This window comes from Xanthomonas arboricola pv. guizotiae, from assembly GCF_002940205.1.
Taxonomy (GTDB): Bacteria; Pseudomonadota; Gammaproteobacteria; order Xanthomonadales; family Xanthomonadaceae; genus Xanthomonas; species Xanthomonas arboricola_C.
The window spans coordinates 19714-37941 of sequence record NZ_MDSK01000007.1 but is presented as its reverse complement, the minus strand read 5'-3'; the positions used below and the strand labels follow the sequence as shown (position 1 = coordinate 37941).

Genomic DNA, 18228 nt, shown 5'->3' with positions numbered 1-18228 from the left:
GGGCTGCCCGGGCGCCTTACAATGTCCGGATGAACGACAGCGCCCATATCGATTACGCCCGCTACGACCATATCCGCCCGCTGCTGTGGACGGGCGATGCCCTGGAACTGCTCGACCAGCGCAAGCTGCCGTTCGTGGTCGAACATGTGCGTTGCGACACCAGCGACGCAGTGGCCGGGGCAATCCATTCGCTGGCGGTGCGCGGCGCGCCGGCGATCGGCATTGCGGCCGGGTGGGGCGTGGTGCTGGCGGCGCGCGACATCGTTGCCGACGACGGCAGTGCGGCCTTGCAGAAGCTCGAACCGGCGCTGTTGCGGCTCAATGCCGCGCGTCCGACCGCGGTCAACCTGGCCTGGGCGCTGATGCGCATGCGTCGCGTGCTGGGCGCTGCCGGCGCCGACTGGCGCGAGGTGATCGCGCGCGAGGCGCAGGCCATCGCCGATGAAGACCTGGCGGCCAACCGGCATATGGGCGCGCTGGGTGCGTCGTTGATCGATGCCGGCAGCGGCGTGTTGACCCATTGCAATACCGGTTCGCTGGCCACCGCCGGCTTCGGTACCGCGCTGGGCGTGATCCGCGCCGGGGTGGCGCAGCAGCGCATCGCCAAGGTGTTTGCCGGCGAGACCCGGCCGTGGCTGCAGGGCGCGCGCCTGACCGTGTGGGAGCTGCAGCAGGACGGCATCGACGCGACCCTGATCGCCGATTCGGCCGCCGCGCATCTGATGAAGTCCGGGCTGGTGCAGTGGGTCATCGTCGGTGCCGACCGCATCTGCGCCAACGGCGATACCGCCAACAAGATCGGCACCTATCAGCTGGCGATCGCCGCGCGCCACCACGGCGTCAAGTTCATGGTGGTGGCACCGTCGTCCACCGTGGACATGGACACCGCCAGCGGCGAGCAGATCGAGATCGAGCAGCGCGACCCGGGCGAATTGTTCGGGGTCGGCGGCGTGCGCACGGTGGCCGATGGCATCAACGCCTGGAACCCGGTGTTCGATGTCACCCCCGGCAGCCTGATCGATGCGATCGTCACCGAACGCGGGGTGATTGCGCAGCCGGACCTGGCGCGCATGCAGGCGGCGTTCGGCGGCTGAGGTCAGTGCGGCGCGCGATCGCCGCATCGCCCCGCCAAAAGCCTGCAAGTGCTTGTTTCTGGCCGGTAAACCGGCGGCATCGTGGTGCCCCTTCGTGATACAATCCGGGGCTTGAATCGATCGGCGGGAGCGTGGGGTCGGCAGCCTGTTGTCAGGGCGCCCCCGACGCGGCTTTCCGGCTCGCCCGCCACCTCACTTACGGAACCCGAATGGCAGAAACCGCCAAGGAAATCATCCAGGTCAATCTGGAAGACGAGATGCGCAAGAGCTATCTCGATTACGCGATGAGCGTGATCGTGGGCCGCGCACTCCCCGATGCCCGTGATGGCCTCAAACCCGTGCACCGTCGCGTCCTGTACGCCATGCACGAGCTGGGCGCACACAGCAACAAGGCCTACTTTAAGTCGGCGCGTATCGTCGGCGACGTCATCGGTAAATACCACCCGCACGGCGACCAGTCGGTGTACGACACGCTGGTGCGCATGGCGCAGCCGTTCTCGCTGCGCTACATGATGGTGGACGGCCAGGGTAACTTCGGTTCGGTCGATGGCGACTCCGCCGCGGCGATGCGTTACACCGAGTCGCGCATGTCGCGGCTGGCGCATGAGCTGATGGCCGACATCGACAAGGAAACCGTCGATTTCCAGCCCAATTACGACGAAAAGGAACAGGAACCGACGGTCATGCCGACCCGGTTCCCGAGCCTGCTGGTCAACGGCTCGGCCGGTATCGCGGTGGGCATGGCCACCAATATCCCGCCGCATAATCTGACCGAAGCGATCAACGCCTGCATCGCCTTGATCGACACGCCGGAGCTGGATGTCGAAGGCCTGATGGAATACATCCCCGGCCCGGATTTCCCCACCGCCGGCATCATCAATGGCACCGCCGGCATCGCTGCCGGTTACCGCACCGGCCGTGGCCGCGTGCGCATGCGCGCCAAGGCCGATGTGGAAGTGGCCGACAACGGCCGCGAAGCGATCATCGTCACCGAGATTCCGTATCAGGTGAACAAGGCGCGGCTGATCGAGAAGATCGCCGAGCTGGTCAAGGAAAAGAAGCTCGAAGGCATCAGCGAGCTGCGCGACGAGTCCGACAAGGACGGCATGCGTATCTACATCGAGGTCAAGCGCGGCGAGTCGGCCGAGGTTGTGCTCAACAACCTGTATCAGCAGACCCAGATGGAGTCAGTGTTCGGCATCAACATGGTGGCGCTGATCGACGGCCGCCCGCAGTTGATGAACCTCAAGCAGATGCTGCAGGCGTTCATCCGCCACCGCCGCGAAGTGGTCACCCGCCGCACCATCTTTGAACTGCGCAAGGCGCGTGCGCGTGCGCATGTGCTGGAAGGCCTGACCGTCGCGTTGGCCAACATCGACGAGATGATCGAGCTGATCAAGACCTCGGCCAACCCGCAGGAAGCGCGCGAGCGCATGCTGGCCAAGACCTGGGAACCGGGTCTGGTCGGTGCGCTGCTGGGCGCCGCCGGTGCCGAAGCCTCCAAGCCGGAAGATCTGGCGCCGGGCGTGGGCCTGGCCAACGGCTTCTATCAGCTCAGTGAAGTGCAGGCCTCGCAGATCCTGGAAATGCGCCTGCATCGCCTGACCGGGTTGGAGCAGGAAAAGCTGACCGACGAGTACAAGCAGTTGCTCGAGGTCATCCAGGGCCTGATCCGCATCCTGGAAAACCCCGACGTGCTGCTGCAGGTGATCCGCGACGAGCTGATCAACATCCGCGAGGAGTACGGCGACGAACGCCGCACCGAGATCCGTCACAGCGAAGAAGATCTGGACATCCTGGACCTGATTTCGCCGGAAGACGTGGTGGTGACGCTCTCGCATGCCGGCTATGCCAAGCGCCAGCCGGTCAGCGCGTATCGTGCGCAGCGCCGTGGTGGCCGCGGCCGGTCTGCGGCGGCGACCAAGGAAGAGGATTTCATCGACCAGCTGTGGCTGGTCAATACGCACGACACGCTGCTGACCTTCACCAGCAGCGGCAAGGTGTTCTGGCTGCCGGTGTACCAGTTGCCGGAGGCCGGCTCCAATGCGCGTGGCCGTCCGATCATCAACTGGATTCCGCTGGAACCCGGCGAGCGTGTGCAGGCGGTGCTGCCGGTGCGCGAATACGCCGACAACCGTTATGTGTTCTTTGCCACGCGCAACGGCACGGTCAAGAAGACGCCGTTGAGCGAATTCGCCTTCCGTCTGGCGCGCGGCAAGATCGCCATCAATCTCGACGAGGGCGATGCGCTGGTCGGTGTGGCGTTGACCGATGGCGACCGCGATGTGTTGCTGTTCGCCTCCAACGGCAAGACCGTGCGCTTCGGCGAATCCACCGTGCGTTCGATGGGCCGTACCGCCACCGGCGTGCGCGGCATCCGTCTGACCAAGGGCGAAGAGGTGGTCAGCCTGATCGTGGCCGAGCGTGCCGGCGGTGTCGAAGGCGATGTCGAGGACGAGGGTGTCGAGGACGTGGTGGAGAGCACGGACGGTGTCGAAGCGGAAGTGATCGACGTCGCCGAGAGCGACGGCATGGCCTACATCCTTACCGCCACCGAGAACGGCTACGGCAAGCGCACCCCGCTGACCGAGTACCCGCGCAAGGGCCGCGGTACGCAGGGCGTGATCGGCATCCAGACCACCGAGCGCAACGGCAAGCTGGTGCGTGCGGTGCTGTTGGGCGCCACCGACGAAGTGCTGCTGATTTCCGATGGCGGTACGCTGGTGCGCACCCGCGGTTCGGAGATCTCGCGCGTGGGTCGCAATACCCAGGGCGTGACCTTGATCCGCTTGTCCAAGGGCGAGAAGTTGCAGGCAGTGGAACGCCTGGATGCCTCGCTGGACGAAGTGGAAGATGTGGTGGACGAGGCGGGCGCAAGCGTGAGCGATGCGCCACCGACGGACGCGTGAGCACGGCAGATCAGCGCGCGCAGTAGATGAAAAACGCCGGTGAAAACCGGCGTTTTTTATTGCGCATCGTTTCTGGCGTGAGGGTTTGTGGCGGGCGCTGACATCTGCAACGCAGTGTCTTTGTGTGTTCGCTGCAAAGAACGCGGCTCTTTCACCACGGCAGGTCGAAGGTTGTTGGCGGTGCGGCGGCGTTGCGTCGCCGCTGAAGTCGAAAAGGAACAACTGATGACGATTCTGGATCGTCCTTCCGGTCGCGGCCATTGGGCGCTGGCGACCTTGGGAGGCGTGATTGCATTACTGGGCGCTGTGCTGCTTGCCGGCGGCGTGTGGCTGGCTGCACTGGGCGGCTCCTGGTACTACGCACCGGCCGGTGCAGCGATGCTCATTGCCGGTGTGCTGTTGTTTCGCGGTCGCAATGCGGGTGCCTGGTGGTTTGCCGGCGTGGTGGTGGTCTCGCTGCTGTGGACATGGTGGGAATCAGGCAGCGAATACTGGCGCTGGGTGCCGCGTCTGGGCCTGATTATCGGCCTGGCATTCGTGCTCGCGTTGTTGCTGCCGAGATTGCAACGCCCGGTGTCGCGCGCTGTCTCGCGCGGTCTGGCCGGTGCGCTCGCGGCGGTATTCGTGGTGGCGTTCGTATTGGCCTTCCTGCCGCACGGCGTCACCGAAGCCGATGGCGCGCTGGCGCATGCGACCGGCATGGTCGGAGGCCTGGTCAACCGCACTGCATCCTCCTCGGATGCGGCGTCTGGCGCGCAGCCGGCCAACGCGCCTGCCGACGGCGATTGGGCCGCCTACGGGCGCAGCCAGGCCGGCCAGCGCTATTCGCCGCTGCAGCTGATCAATCGCGATAACGTCGCGCAGTTGCAGCAGGCCTGGCTCTTTCATACCGGCGATCTGCCGAGCAAGCGCTGGGGCGCGGAAACCACGCCGCTGAAGGTGGGCGACAGCCTGTACCTGTGCACTGCGCGCAATCAGGTGATCGCGCTGGATGCCGCCAGTGGCAAGCAGCGCTGGCGCTACGATCCCAAGGTCAAGGACGAGGCGATTCCGTATACCGCGGCATGCCGCGGTGTGTCGTATTACGCAGTGCCGCAGATCGCCAGCACTGCGGATGCTGGCGCAACTGCATCCGCACCTCCATCTGCAGCGCTATGCAGCACGCGCGTGATCGAAGGCACGCTGGACGGGCGCCTGATCGCATTGGACGCACGCAGTGGCACGCCGTGCCCGGACTTCGGCCACAACGGTCAGGTCGATATCACCGTCGGCATGGGGCAGACGCCGCCGGGTTATGTGTCGATCAATTCGCCGCCCGCCATCGTGCGCGGGGTGGTGGTCACCGGCCATCAAGTACTCGATGGGCAGAAGCGTTACGAGCCCTCCGGTGTGATCGAGGGCTTCGACGCGGTGACCGGCCAATTGCGCTGGGCCTGGGACATGACCCATCCGGACTGGAACGGCGCACCGCCGCCGGGCCAGACCTGGACGCGTGGCACGCCGAACATGTGGACCACCGCCGCGGCCGATGAGCAGCTGGGCTAAGTGTACCTGCCGATGGGCAACTCCACCGCCGATTACTGGAGCAGCTCGCGCACGCCGCAGGAAAATCGCTATGCGACCTCGCTGGTGGCGCTGGATGTCACCACCGGCAAGCCGGTGTGGAATTTCCAGACCACGCATATCGATGCCTGGGATTACGACCTGGGCTCGCAGCCGAGCCTGATCGATTTCCCCAAGGACGGCGTCAACGTGCCGGCGGTGTTGTTGCCGAGCAAGCAGGGCGAGTTGTACGTGCTGGATCGGCGTACCGGCAAGCCGCTGGTGGGCGTGGAAGAACGCGCAGTGCCAGGCGGTGGCGTGGAGCCGCAGATGCGTGCCAAGACGCAGCCGTTTTCGCTGTACCACACGCTGCGCAAGCCGGATCTGAGCGAGCGCGACATGTGGGGAATGACGCCGATCGATCAGCTGGTCTGCCGCATCCAGTTCCGCAAGGCCAGCTACAAGGGCATCTACACGCCGCCGGAAGCCGACCGCCATTCGATCGAATATCCCGGCTACAACGGCGGTTCGGACTGGGGCAGCGTGTCGGTGGATCCGCAGCGTGGCGTGATCGTGGCCAACTACAACGACATGCCCAACTACAACCTGCTGGTGCCGCGCGCCAAGGCCGACAAACTGGGCTGGGCACCGCGCGATGAAGTGCGCGGCGATGTCGGCGGCGCGGAAGGTGCGGGCGACCCGCAGGCTGGCACCCCGTATGCGATCAACGTCAACGCTGGTTGGCGGCTGCCGTTTACCAAATTGCTGTGCAAGCAGCCGCCGTATGGCGGCATCCGCGCCATCGATCTGGCCAGCGGCAAGACGTTATGGGACCGCCCGTTCGGCAGTGCGCGCGGCAATGGCCCGTTCGGCATCCGCTCCGGTCTGCCGATCGAGATCGGCACGCCCAACAACGGCGGTTCGGTGGTGACGGCCAGTGGCCTGATCTTCATTGCCGCAGCCACCGACGACCTGATCCGCGCCATCGATCTGGCCACCGGCAAGGAGCTGTGGCACGCTAAGCTGCCGGCCGGCGGCCAGGCCAACCCGATGGTCTACGCCTACAACGGCCGCGAGTATCTGGTGATCATGGCCGGCGGCCACCACTTCATGGAAACCCCCGCAGGCGATGCCGTGGTGGCCTACGCGCTGCCGCAGCAGGCACCATGACGCAGGCAGCGATCAAACCCGCCAAACAACGCAGGCCGGCCATTCCCGAGGCCTGAAACGAAAAAAGCGCACCGCAAGCGGTGCGCTTTTTTTTACGGGCAATCGCATCACAGCAGTCGCCAAACACCCTGCATCGAGAAGCGGTCAACTACCTGTTGACCAACAGAACCCCGCACCCACGCTCTTACGATTCCCGATTCCCGATTCCCGATTCCCGATTCCCGATTCCCGACTCCCGACTCCCGACTCCCGACTCACCCAACGTTAGCCGCAACCGCATCCTCCATCACCGCATCGCGCACATCCTGCGCCAGCGTGGCCTTGACGATGATCGAGCGGATGGCATCGGTGGCATCGGACAGCGGCACATCGCTGCTCAGGCGCTGGAAGGTGTCGCGGCTGTTGTAGCCGGACCCGTCCTTCAGATAATGGTCGTACATCGACAGCAGGTCCTGGCAGGCGGTGATCAGCGCCGCGACGTTGCCGCGCAACAAGGCATGGCCGATCTGGTCGAAGCTGTGCAGGCAATCGGCCAGCCAATGCAGGTCGTAGCGGGCGGTGGCCGGTTCCGGCGCAGTGTGGCCGCGGCTGTAGGCGCTGTAGCGGCGCAGGCTGCGTGCCACCCGTGCGACGTGTGCGAACAACGTGCCGATCTCGTTGGCGATATCCAGCCGCTGCACCATCACCATCGGAATCACCTGGCTGTCGGCAGCCGGCGCCTGTTCGGCGGCGGTCTGTTCCTGCTGCTCCAGCGATTGCTTGAGGACGGTATAGCTGCGCTGCAGCGATTCCAGTTCCAGCACGCTGGCGGCCGCGCGCGCCTTCGCCTGCGAGAGCGCAGCCTGGTAGCGGGCTAGGCTGTCCTGGGTGCTGGCGAGCTGGCCGGATTCGGCGCGCAGCTGGCGGCCACGCACGAACGCCAGCACGGTGGCAATCAGTGCCCAGAGCGCGAATGCAGGCACCAGGTAGATCAAGATGCCCATGGAGATCCCTCGAAACGTTGCATACCTTGTCGGCCTGCACGCGGCGGACTTGAGGGCAATCGTCGAGAATGTGATGGGCAACGATGTCTTCGCTTGCAACCTGAAGCCGGAAGCTCTCGCGCCCACTGACGAGAGGCACGTGGCGGGCGGTATCCCGGCATGCTCGAATCAGCGCACTCGCCAGCCCGGAGTCTTGCATGCGCAGATGGATCGATCCCTGGCCGCCGCGGCGAAGGCGATCGCAGCGGCCTATCCAGCAAGCGGGGCGGCACCGGTGCTCGATGACGGCGCATTGCTGGCCGCTGCTGCATCGGCCTGCAAGTAGACCGTCATGGAGCTGGAAGCCGCCGGCAGAACGCAGCGGATCGTCGTCGCCTGCTGCGGACGCTGCGCCCACAACCGGTGATGCCCGCGTGCTGGATGCCGATGGCGTACGGCGTGCACGCGGTCGGCGAAACAGCCGGGGCCGAGCATCCTCAGCCGAGAATGCCCGGCAAATCCAGGCCTTTTTGCTTCGCGCAGTCGGTGGCGATGGCGTAGCCGGCATCGGCGTGGCGCATCACGCCGGTGGCCGGGTCGTTCCAGAGCACGCGCTCCAGACGCTTGTCGGCGGCCTCGCTACCGTCGCAGACGATGACCATGCCGGCGTGCTGCGAGAAGCCCATGCCGACGCCGCCGCCGTGATGCAGCGACACCCAGGTCGCACCGGACGCGGTGTTGAGCAGGGCATTGAGCAGCGGCCAGTCGGAGACCGCATCCGAGCCGTCGGCCATGGCTTCGGTTTCGCGGTTGGGCGAGGCGACGCTGCCCGAATCCAGATGATCGCGACCGATCACCACCGGCGCCTTCAATTCACCACTGCGTACCATCGCATTGAAGGCCAGGCCGAGCCGGTGGCGGTCGCCCAGGCCGACCCAGCAGATCCGCGCAGGCAGGCCCTGGAAGGCGATCCTTTCGGCGGCCATGTCCAGCCAGCGGTGCAGATGCGCATCGTCGGGAATGAGCTCCTTGACCTTGGCATCGGTCTTGGCGATGTCGTCGGGATCGCCACTGAGCGCGACCCAGCGGAACGGGCCGATCCCGCGGCAGAACAGCGGCCGGATGTAGGCGGGCACGAAGCCAGGGAAGTCGAACGCGTTGTCGACGCCTGCTTCCAGTGCCATCTGGCGCAGGTTGTTGCCGTAATCCACGGTGGGCACGCCGAGTGCGTGGAAGGTGAGCATGGCGCGGATGTGATTGGCCATCGAATCGCGCGCGGTCGCTTCCACTTCCTTCGGCGCGCTCACGCGTTTTGCGTCCCACTCTTCCACGCTCCAGCCCTGCGGCAGGTAGCCGTTGATCGGGTCGTGCGCGGAGGTCTGGTCGGTCAGCAGGTCCGGTTTGATCCCGCGTAGCAGCAGTTCGTCCAGCACGTCTGCGACATTGCCGAGCAGGCCGACCGACAGCGGCTTCTTCGCCGTGCACGATTCCTCGATCAGGCGCAGCGCTTCGTCCAGGTCGTCGGTCCAGGTGTCCAGGTAGCCGGTGCGCAGGCGCATGTCGATGCTGGAACGGCGGCACTCCACCGCCAGGCACGAGGCGCCGGCCATCACCGCGGCCAGCGGCTGCGCGCCGCCCATGCCGCCCAGGCCGCCGGTGAACAGCCACTTGCCGGCCAGGCTGCCGCCGTAATGCTGGCGGCCCATCTCCACGAAGGTTTCGTAGGTGCCTTGCACGATGCCTTGCGCGCCGATGTAGATCCAGCTGCCGGCGGTCATCTGGCCGTACATCGCCAGACCCTTGCGATCGAGTTCGTTGAAATGCTCCCAGCTGGCCCAGCGCGGCACCAGGTTGGAGTTGGCGATCAGCACGCGCGGCGCATCGGCGTGCGTGCGGAACACCCCGACCGGCTTGCCGGACTGCACCAGCAGGGTCTGGTCGTCGTCCAGGCGGGTCAGCGCGGCGACGATCGCATCGAAGGATTCCCAGTCGCGCGCGGCGCGGCCGATGCCGCCATAGACCACCAGTTCCTGCGGGCGCTCGGCCACGTCCGGGTCGAGGTTGTTCATCAGCATGCGCAGCGGCGCTTCGGTGAGCCAGCTCCTGGCGGTGAGCGTGGTGCCGGTGGCGGCGCGGATGACGCGGGTTGCATCGTGACGGGTCATGCCGGTTTCCTTGCAATCAACGGTGCGCCGCAGGCGGCGTGGTGATGGTGGACTGAGCGGTGGCGTCGGCAAACTGCAGGCAGGCTCGCAGCACGTGGCGCAGCACCGCGCGCAGTGCGGCCGCATGTGCGGGGAGCCAGGGCGTGGGCCAGTTCCGCGGGGTGATGGTGTCCGGCTCGCGCATATAGCCGCGGCACGCCAGCTCCATCTGCAGCGTATGCACGCCATGCCCCGGCTGCGCGTAATGGCGGGTGATCCAGCCGCCCTTGAAGCGCCCGTTGCGCACGGTGCTCGAGCCGCTGCTGCGGCACAGCTGCTCCACCGCATCGGCCAGGGCCGGATCGCAACTGCGGTCGTCGTTGCTGCCGATGTTGAACTGCGGCAACTCGCCATCGAACAGGTGCGGAATATGCGAGCGGATCGAATGCGCGTCGTAGACCACGATGCTGGCGTGCTGCGTGCGCAGGCGCGCGATCTCGGCAGCGAGCGCAGCGTGATAGGGGTCGAACCACTGCGTGCGGCGCCAGGCGATCTGCGCTTGGTCGGGTTCGGCGCCGTCTGCATACAGCGGCTGATTGTCGAAGGTGGTCAGCGGGCACAGGCCGGTGGTGTTCTGGCCCGGGTACAGGGACGCTCCGCTGGGGTCGCGGTTGACGTCGATCACAGAGCGCGAGATCGCGGTGCGCACGGTGGTGGCGCCCAGCGATTGCGCGAAGTCGTACAGCTGATGCACCCACCAATCGGCGTCGCGGCGCGCCAGCCAGGGCGAGACGAACTGGTCGACCACCTCGTCGGGCAGCTCGGTGCCGGTATGCGGAAAGCTGAGGATCAACGGCGCATCGCCGCGATGGATCTCGAGCCAGGGCAGGGCGCTCATCGCGGTGCGCCTTGTGCTGGTGCGATCGTCAAGACGCGACGATGTCGCGCCTGCGTCCGGTCGGCGCGCGGCGCGCAAGCGCGCACCACGGCCTGACGCGCAAGCAGTCCGCGCGCGCGGATCGCCCGCAGTGCATTGCCGTCGCGCATCTGCGCGCCTGGCGATGCCCCGAGACCTTGCACGCGCGAACACCGCTTTGCCGAGGTCATTCCAGCAGCTGCGAGGTGGCGCGTCATGCGTGCTGCTCCACGCCTGGCAGGGCAATGACGACCGCCTGCGCGAGTGCACCCGAACGCACCAACGCACTGGCCGCGAGCATGTCCGGATGGAAATAGCGGTCGTCCTGCAGGGTCGGCACCTGCGCGCGCAGCAGGGCGCGTGCCGCTTCCAATGCGGCGCTGGAGCGCAGCGGGGCATGGAAGTCGCAGCCTTGCACGGCCGCCAGCAGTTCGATGCCGATCACGTGCGCGGCGTTCTCGGCCATCGCCAGCAGACGCCGCGCGCCATGCGCGGCCATCGACACATGATCTTCCTGATTGGCCGAGGTGGGAATCGAATCGACACTGGCCGGATACGCACGCTGCTTGTTTTCCGACACCAGGGCCGCAGCGGTGACCTGCGGAATCATGAAACCGGAATTCAGGCCCGGGCGCGGGGTGAGGAACGCCGGCAGGCCCGACAAGGCCGGGTCGACCAGCATCGCGGTGCGGCGTTCGCTGATCGAGCCGATTTCGCAGACCGCTATCGCCAGCATGTCGGCCGCGAAGGCCACCGGCTCGGCGTGGAAGTTGCCGCCGGACAAGGCCTCGCCGGTATCGCTGAACACCAGTGGGTTATCCGAGACGCCATTGGCCTCGATCTCCAGCGTGCGTGCGGCCTGACGCATGATGTCCAGCGCCGCGCCCATCACCTGCGGCTGGCAGCGCAGGCAGTACGGATCCTGCACCCGCACATCGCCCAGCCGATGCGATTCGCGGATGCTCGAATCGGCCATCAGCGCGCGCAGCGCGGCAGCGGTGGCGATCTGCCCCGGCTGGCCGCGCAAGGCATGGATGCGCGCGTCGAACGGCGTGTCCGAGCCCTTGGCTGCTTCCACCGACAGCGCGCCGGTGACCAGCGCGGCCTGCAACACGGTTTCGATCTCGAACAGCCCGGCCAAGGCGCAGGCGGTGGAGAACTGGGTGCCGTTGAGCAGCGCCAGGCCTTCCTTGGCGCCCAGCATGCGCGGCTGCAGCTGCGCCTGCGCCAGCGCGTCGGCGGCAGGCAGGCGTTGCCCGCCGACGAAGGCTTCGCCGACGCCGATCATCACCGCGGCCAGGTGCGACAGCGGTGCCAGATCGCCGGAGGCACCGACCGAGCCCTGGCACGGCACCACCGGCGTGATGCCCAGGCGCAGCATCGCGTCCAGCAACGCCAGCGTCTGCGGCTGCACGCCGGAGGCACCCTGGGCCAGGCTGCTGAGCTTGAGCGCCATCATCAGCCGCACCACCGGCACCGGGGTGGGCTCGCCGACCCCGGCCGCGTGCGAGAGCACGATATTGCGCTGCAGGGTCTGCAGGTCCGCGCGCTCGATGCGCACGCTGGCCAGCTTGCCGAAGCCGGTATTGACGCCATACACCGGCTCGCCGCGCGCCACGATGGCCTCCACCGTCTGCGCGCTGCGCAGCACCGCGGCCGCGCAGGCGTCGTCCAGCACGACGTCGGCGCCGCGATACAGCGCACGCCACTGCGCCAGCGTGACCTGGCCCGGCTGCAAGACAATAGAAGCACTCATGACGACTCCGGATTCAGCAGGAATGCCCGCGCCAGACGCGGGCATGAAGAGGGTTGAAGCCCATGCGGTAGACCAGGTCGGCCGGTGCATCGATGTCCCAGATCGCCAGGTCGCAGTGCAGGCCGGCGCGCAGCCGGCCCAGTCGCTCGCCGCGCCCGAGCGCGCGTGCGGCTTCGCGGGTGAACCCGGCGATGCATTCGTCCACGGTCATGCGGAATAGCGTGGCGGCCATGTTCATCGCCAGCAGCGGGCTGGTCAGCGGCGAGGTGCCCGGGTTGCAGTCGGTGGCCAGGGCCAGCGGCACGCCGGCGGCGCGCAACGCCGCGATCGGCGGCAGCTGGGTGTCGCGGGTAAAATAGAACGCGCCCGGCAACAGCACCGCGACGGTGCCGGCGCCGGCCATTGCGGCAATGCCGGCGTCATCCAGGTACTCGATGTGGTCGGCCGACAACGCGCCATGGCGTGCGGCCAGTTGCGCGCCATGCTGATTGCTCAGTTGCTCGGCATGGATCTTGATGTCCAGGCCATGTGCCTGCGCGGAACGGAAGACCTGTTCGGCCTGCGCGGGCGAGAACGCCAGATGCTCGCAGAACACGTCCACCGCCTCGGCAAGCCCTTGCGCGGCGATCGCCGGAATCATCTGCGTGCAGACGGCGTCGATATAAGTTTGTGCATCGCCGCCCGGCGGCACCGCATGCGCACCGAGGAAGGTCGGCACCACTTCGACCTTGCGCAGTGCCGCGAGCTGGCGTGCCACGCGCAGCTGCTTGGTTTCGTCCTCCAGCGTCAGCCCGTAGCCGGATTTGATTTCCAGCGTGGTCACGCCTTCGGCGAGCATGGCGTCCAGGCGCGGCAGGCTGGCGGCCAGCAGCGCTGCGTCGTCGGCGGCGCGGGTGGCGCGCACCGTGGCCACGATGCCGCCGCCGGCTGCGGCAATCTCGGCATAACTGGCACCGCGCAGGCGTTGCTCGAATTCGTTGGCGCGATTGCCTGCATACACCAGATGGGTATGGCAATCGATCAGGCCGGGGCTGATCCAGCGACGCTGGCAATCGTGCGCAACGTCCGGCTTTAGCGCCGGGGCCTGCGCGGCCGGGCCGGCATAGCTGATGCGGCCGTCCTGGCAGGCCAGTACGCCATCGTCCACGATGCCAAGGCCACCATCTGCTGCGTCCAGGGTCATCAGCTGTGCGTTGTGCCAGAGGACGTCGCAATGCATGGCGCAGGCTCGTGGTGTCTGATATGTATATACAATAGAACCGGCAATCGAGGGTGTCCAGTGGCAGACCAACAGGTGCAGGCATTGTGGGCGGCGCGGGCTCTCTTGCCCGATGGCTGGGCGGGCGACGTGCGGATCACCCTGGCGCAGGGGCGCATCGCCTCGGTGCAGCCCGGCACCGCACCCGCTGCCGCCGACACCCAGGTCGAGCGGCTGCTGCCCGGGCTGGGCAACCTGCATAGCCACGCATTCCAGCGCGGCATGGCCGGGCTGACCGAAGTGGGCGGGCGCAGCGGCGACAGTTTCTGGAGCTGGCGCGAGTTGATGTACCGCTTCGTCGACCGGCTCGATCCGGACAGCCTGCAGGCGATCGCCGAACAGGCCTATGTGGAGATGCTCGAAAGCGGCTTCACCCGCGTTGGCGAATTCCATTACCTGCACCACAGCCCCGGCGGCGCGGCGTACGCGCAGGCCGGCGAAATGTCCGGGCGCATCGCTGCTGCCGCCGCCAACACCGGCATCGGGCTGACGCTGTTGCCGGTGTTCTATGCGCATGCGGATTTCGGTGGCATGGCGCCCAGCGCAGCGCAGCGTCGTTTGATCCACGACATCGACGGTTTCGCGCGGTTGCTGGACGACTGCAAGGGCAGCCTGAAAACATTGCCGGATGCCGTGCTCGGGCTTGCTCCACACAGCCTGCGCGCGGTCACGCCGGAGCAGTTGGCTGCGCTGGTGCCGCTCACCGGTGGCCCGATCCACATCCATATCGCCGAGCAGCAGCGCGAGGTCCAGGCCTGCCTGGCCTGGTCCGGCCAGCGCCCGCTGCAATGGCTGCTGGCCAACGCGCCGGTGGATGCACGCTGGTGCCTGGTGCATGCCACGCATGTGGACGCGAGCGAGCTGCAGGGTATCGCCGACAGCGGCGCGGTGGTCGGGCTGTGCCCGATCACCGAGGCGAATCTGGGCGACGGCCTGTTCCCGATGCAGGCATTTGCCGCTGCGGGCGGGCGCTTTGGTGTCGGCTCGGATTCGAATGTGTTGATCGACGCGGCCGAAGAACTGCGCCTGCTCGAATACGGCCAGCGTCTGCAGCTGCAGGCGCGCAATGTGCTGGCGCAGGCGGGCGCCTCCAGCGGGCGTTGGCTGTTCGAGCAGGCGGGCGAGGGTGCGGCGCAGGCCCTGGGCATTGCGCGCAGCGGCATCCGGGTCGGCGCATCGGCCGATCTGCTCGAACTGGACCCGACCCATCCGGCGCTGCTGGCACGAAACGACGATGCGCTGCTGGACAGTTGGCTGTTCGCCGCGCGCGGCGGTGCGGTGCGCACCGTCTGGCGCGCCGGGCGAGCGGTGGTGCGCGACGGGCGCCATGTGGATCGCGCACGGATTGCCGCGCGTTTTGCCGGGGTTCTGCGATCGCTGCTGAGCAAATGAGCGGATGCGCGCACAATGCGGGTCTGACCGGAGACCTGTTTTGACCGCCACCCCCACCGCCGCGCCCGGCACCCTGCATCAACGCATCCGGCAGGATCTGGAACGCCGCATCCACAGTGGCGACTGGCCGCCCGGTCACCGCGTGCCGCCCGAGCACGAGCTGATGGCGCAATACGGCTGCTCGCGCATGACCGTGAACAAGGTACTCGGCCTGCTCGCCGATGCCGGCATGATCGAACGCCGGCGCCGCACCGGCTCGTTCGTGGCGCGCCCGCATCCGCATCTGGAGCAGGTCGCGTTGTCGATTCCCGACATCGAAGTGGAGATGACCGCGCGCGGCCACCTCTACCGGTTCGCGCTGTTGTCGCGCCGACTGCGCAGCCCGCGCCTGCGCGTGCCGCAGGAGCGTGCCCTGGGCAGCAGCGGCAAGGTGCTCGCGCTGGAAAGCGTGCACCTGGCAGACGGCCGCCCGTTCGCGCTGGAACAGCGGGTGATCGACATCACCACCGTGCCCGAGGCATTGCTGCAGCCGTTCACCGACGTGGCGCCGGGTAGTTGGTTGTTGCGCAACGTGTCGTGGACGCGCGCCGAGCACCGCATCAGCGCCGTCAGTGCGGACGCCGCACAAGCCGAACGCCTGCAGGTGGACGATGGCGCGGCCTGCCTGGTCATCGATCGCCACACCTGGCGCGGCGACCAGCCGGTCACCTATGTACGTCAGCTGTTCCTGGGCGGATCCTACGACCTGGTGGCGCGGTTCGCACCGGGAATGCGCTGACCCTCAAACCTCGCGCGCAGGCGCATGGCGCGATGCATGAATCAGATCGTCGTGCACTGCCGCCAGCGCACCACTTCGTCCACGCCGGGGCGCGGATTGAGTTGCACGCGCACGGTACGCAGATAGGGGTAGCGCTGCAGTTCGCGGCAGATCAACGGCCACGCCGCCGCATCGTCAACCGAGCGATCCACCGCCAGCGTTGCCCGGGTGATCCAGATGCCGCGCACCAGGCCGGGCGTCCGTGCCAGCGCTTTGGACACCTCGCGCTGATAGCCCTGCATGGTTGCCGCATCCGGTTCGGCATCGCCTGCCAGTGGCGTCGATGCGGGCGGTGCGGCTGATGGCGGCGCGGCCTGCGGCGAGCTTGTGCCCTGCGGTGGAGGTGTTGCAGCGACCGCTGCGGCAGCGCGTGGGGCGGCCACCACCGCCGCCTGCTGCGTGGGCGCAGGCGGCGCCACCGGTTGCAAGGCCAGCACCGCGACCAGCGCCAGGGTCGCCAGCGCTGCACCGGCAATGAGGCTGTGACGGATCGCGCGACGGCGCGCCATGCCGACCACGCCGGTTTCCACATCGCCAGGCAGATACGGTTTGAGCAAGGGCCACAGGCGCACCCCATCCAGCACTTCGATGGACTGCTTCTCGGCGGCCGCCAGGCCTTCGCGTTCCATGCGGCCCTCGGTCACCATCACGCCGCCGCCCGTGCCGGCCAGCCGCGCCATCGCACCCAGCTCGTTCACCGCTGCCACGCCGATGCGGTAGCCGCGCCCGTGCTTGCAGGCCACCAGGCGCGTGCCGTGCTCGGTCTGCATCATGAAGTCGGCCGTCGGCAGGCCGTCCTGCGGCACCTGCGTGGGTTGCCAGCCGCGTTGCTCCCGCAGCATGCGCAGCACCACGGCGGAAAAGTCGCGCCAGTGCATCGCCGCCAGCGCACGCACGCCCTCGCTGGTTTCATTGGCGCGCCGGCGCACCAGCCACACATAGGCGCACACACCCAGCCACAGCAGCAGGGAAGCCACAAGCGGCACAGTCCAGTAAGGCATGAGCATCAAGCGAAGGTATGGCGCGTATGACGAAGTAGTGTGCCTAGAAGAATCCTTCGCCGCAAATTCGTCAATGGATCGCGGGCGGCGATACCACGCACCGTGATCCAGGCAGCGAAAGACCCGCCAGTCCGAAGCCGTGAGGGGAGGGGAGCAAACGGACTTCGTAGTGCAGGACTGGCGGGTCGTTCCCGATTGTCTGAAAAATCATGCTGCTTTGCAACATCGTTGGGCCGGCTTATTCACCATCGAACGCAGCGCTGCCGGGGTTGGAGTTGCCGCTGGTCGAGCCTGCGCCGGTGGTGTCGCTGCTGGCGGCCTGTGCTGCCTGATTGGCGGTGCGGTTGGCGCGCTTGGTCGCGGCAGTATTGGCGCGCACCTGGGCCTTGAGCGATTCCACCTCGCGGCGCAGGTTTTCCAGTTCGTCCTGTTCGGGGATGTTGAGCGTGCGCAGCACGCCCTTGACGCGTTCGTCGAAGGCCTTGCCCAGCTTGTCCCAACCGCGTACGGCGGTGTCGCGTGCCTGCTCGAACTGGGTTTCCACCTCTTCGCGCAACTCATCGACGCTTTCGGCTGCCTTGCGCTGGCCGCTGCGTTCGTAGGCTGCGCCTTCGCGCACCAGCGAATCGAACAACTTGCCACCCTCGCTCTGTACTCGGCCCAGTGCACCGAGCCCGGCCAGCCACACCGTCTGCGCCGATTCGCCGAGCCGGCGCGAGATCTGTTCCGCCTGCGCCTGGAAGCCGTGCGCGGCATCGTCGCGCTTGCCGTTCTGATCGTATCCGGTCGTCATGGAATGCTCCTGTGGGTTGCCAAAGTGACGTTGCCTTCACCCTAGTCCCGGCACTGCATCGAGCAGGTGAAGCACGTTCGCAGCATCCGCCTGCAACGCGCCGCGCGGGTGACTTGTCGCTGAAGCACCGTGCGGTCAGGCCCAGGCCAGACGATCGGCCCCGAGCAACGGCACCGCACGCTCAGGCGAGTTTTTCGGCCAGCAGGCGACGGATCTCCGATTCCACCATCGGCTGCATCGCCGACAGCAGGAAGCCGAGCTCTGCGGTGACATGCACCTGCTGCGGCAGCAGGGCGATCGCCCCGTCCACGCCGGCCCGCGCAATGCGCAAGGTATCGCCTTCCCAATGCGAGGCGACGCCGTAGCGATCGGCCAACTTGCGCGCCGCCGCGTCGATCGCTGCGCGGGCCTGGGCCGGCGGCAAGGCATGGTCGTGGCGGATATCGATGCTGGACATGGGTTCCATGGGAAAGA

13 protein-coding genes and 1 pseudogene are annotated in these 18228 nt (G+C 67.2%); 6 read left to right on the top strand and 8 right to left on the bottom strand.

Features of this window, described 5'->3' with window-relative positions; translation table 11 throughout:
- Positions 1-29 precede the first annotated feature (29 nt).
- The 3 genes and pseudogenes from mtnA to XarbCFBP7408_RS05915 all read left to right on the top strand — a co-directional run bounded on the left by mtnA (position 30) and on the right by XarbCFBP7408_RS05915 (position 6715).
- Positions 30-1094 (top strand): S-methyl-5-thioribose-1-phosphate isomerase, encoded by a 1065-nt coding sequence (gene mtnA, locus XarbCFBP7408_RS05925; protein ID WP_104562156.1) that lies wholly within the window; start codon positions 30-32, stop codon positions 1092-1094.
- Between the two features lie 209 nt (positions 1095-1303).
- Positions 1304-4003, top strand: a complete 2700-nt coding sequence (gene gyrA, locus XarbCFBP7408_RS05920; protein ID WP_104562155.1) for a DNA gyrase subunit A — start codon at positions 1304-1306, stop codon at positions 4001-4003.
- 225 nt (positions 4004-4228) lie between these two features.
- Positions 4229-6715 (top strand): annotated as a pseudogene (locus XarbCFBP7408_RS05915) (membrane-bound PQQ-dependent dehydrogenase, glucose/quinate/shikimate family).
- Between the two features lie 254 nt (positions 6716-6969).
- Here XarbCFBP7408_RS05915 and XarbCFBP7408_RS05910 read toward each other — a convergent pair.
- Positions 6970-7698, bottom strand: a complete 729-nt coding sequence (locus XarbCFBP7408_RS05910) for a hypothetical protein (RefSeq protein WP_104562154.1) — start codon at positions 7696-7698, stop codon at positions 6970-6972.
- On the opposite strand from XarbCFBP7408_RS05910, the gene XarbCFBP7408_RS05905 reads away from it, so the two are divergent.
- The gene (locus XarbCFBP7408_RS05905) at positions 7697-8023 is read left to right on the top strand and encodes a hypothetical protein (RefSeq protein ID WP_104562153.1); all 327 of its coding nucleotides are present in this window, start codon (positions 7697-7699) and stop codon (positions 8021-8023) included. The genes XarbCFBP7408_RS05910 and XarbCFBP7408_RS05905 overlap by 2 nt on opposite strands.
- 151 nt (positions 8024-8174) lie before the next feature.
- On the opposite strand, the gene hutU is transcribed toward XarbCFBP7408_RS05905, so the two are convergent.
- The 4 genes from hutU to hutI all read right to left on the bottom strand — a co-directional run bounded on the left by hutU (position 8175) and on the right by hutI (position 13712).
- A complete protein-coding gene (gene hutU, locus XarbCFBP7408_RS05900; protein WP_104562152.1) occupies positions 8175-9842 on the bottom strand; it encodes a urocanate hydratase in 1668 nt (555 codons plus the stop codon).
- A gap of 16 nt (positions 9843-9858) precedes the next feature.
- The gene (gene hutG / locus XarbCFBP7408_RS05895; RefSeq protein ID WP_104562151.1) at positions 9859-10719 is read right to left on the bottom strand and encodes an N-formylglutamate deformylase; all 861 of its coding nucleotides are present in this window, start codon (positions 10717-10719) and stop codon (positions 9859-9861) included.
- 232 nt (positions 10720-10951) lie between these two features.
- The gene (gene hutH / locus XarbCFBP7408_RS05890) at positions 10952-12493 is read right to left on the bottom strand and encodes a histidine ammonia-lyase (protein ID WP_104562150.1); all 1542 of its coding nucleotides are present in this window, start codon (positions 12491-12493) and stop codon (positions 10952-10954) included.
- A 13-nt stretch (positions 12494-12506) separates the two neighbouring features.
- A complete protein-coding gene (gene hutI / locus XarbCFBP7408_RS05885; RefSeq protein WP_104562149.1) occupies positions 12507-13712 on the bottom strand; it encodes an imidazolonepropionase in 1206 nt (401 codons plus the stop codon).
- Positions 13713-13772: 60 nt separating this feature from the next.
- On the opposite strand from hutI, the gene XarbCFBP7408_RS05880 reads away from it, so the two are divergent.
- Positions 13773-15143, top strand: a complete 1371-nt coding sequence (locus XarbCFBP7408_RS05880; RefSeq protein WP_181106306.1) for a formimidoylglutamate deiminase — start codon at positions 13773-13775, stop codon at positions 15141-15143.
- A gap of 40 nt (positions 15144-15183) precedes the next feature.
- Positions 15184-15921, top strand: a complete 738-nt coding sequence (gene hutC / locus XarbCFBP7408_RS05875) for a histidine utilization repressor (protein WP_429001374.1) — start codon at positions 15184-15186, stop codon at positions 15919-15921.
- Between the two features lie 41 nt (positions 15922-15962).
- Here hutC and XarbCFBP7408_RS05870 read toward each other — a convergent pair whose 3' ends face one another.
- From XarbCFBP7408_RS05870 to XarbCFBP7408_RS05860, 3 genes are all read right to left on the bottom strand, one after another.
- Entirely contained in the window at positions 15963-16967 is a 1005-nt protein-coding gene (locus XarbCFBP7408_RS05870) for a restriction endonuclease (protein WP_181106302.1), read from the bottom strand.
- Between the two features lie 232 nt (positions 16968-17199).
- Positions 17200-17754, bottom strand: a complete 555-nt coding sequence (locus XarbCFBP7408_RS05865; protein WP_104562148.1) for a phasin family protein — start codon at positions 17752-17754, stop codon at positions 17200-17202.
- A 181-nt stretch (positions 17755-17935) separates the two neighbouring features.
- Positions 17936-18211, bottom strand: coding sequence for a polyhydroxyalkanoic acid system family protein (locus XarbCFBP7408_RS05860; protein ID WP_104562260.1), 276 nt, complete (start codon positions 18209-18211; stop codon positions 17936-17938).
- Positions 18212-18228 lie beyond the last annotated feature (17 nt).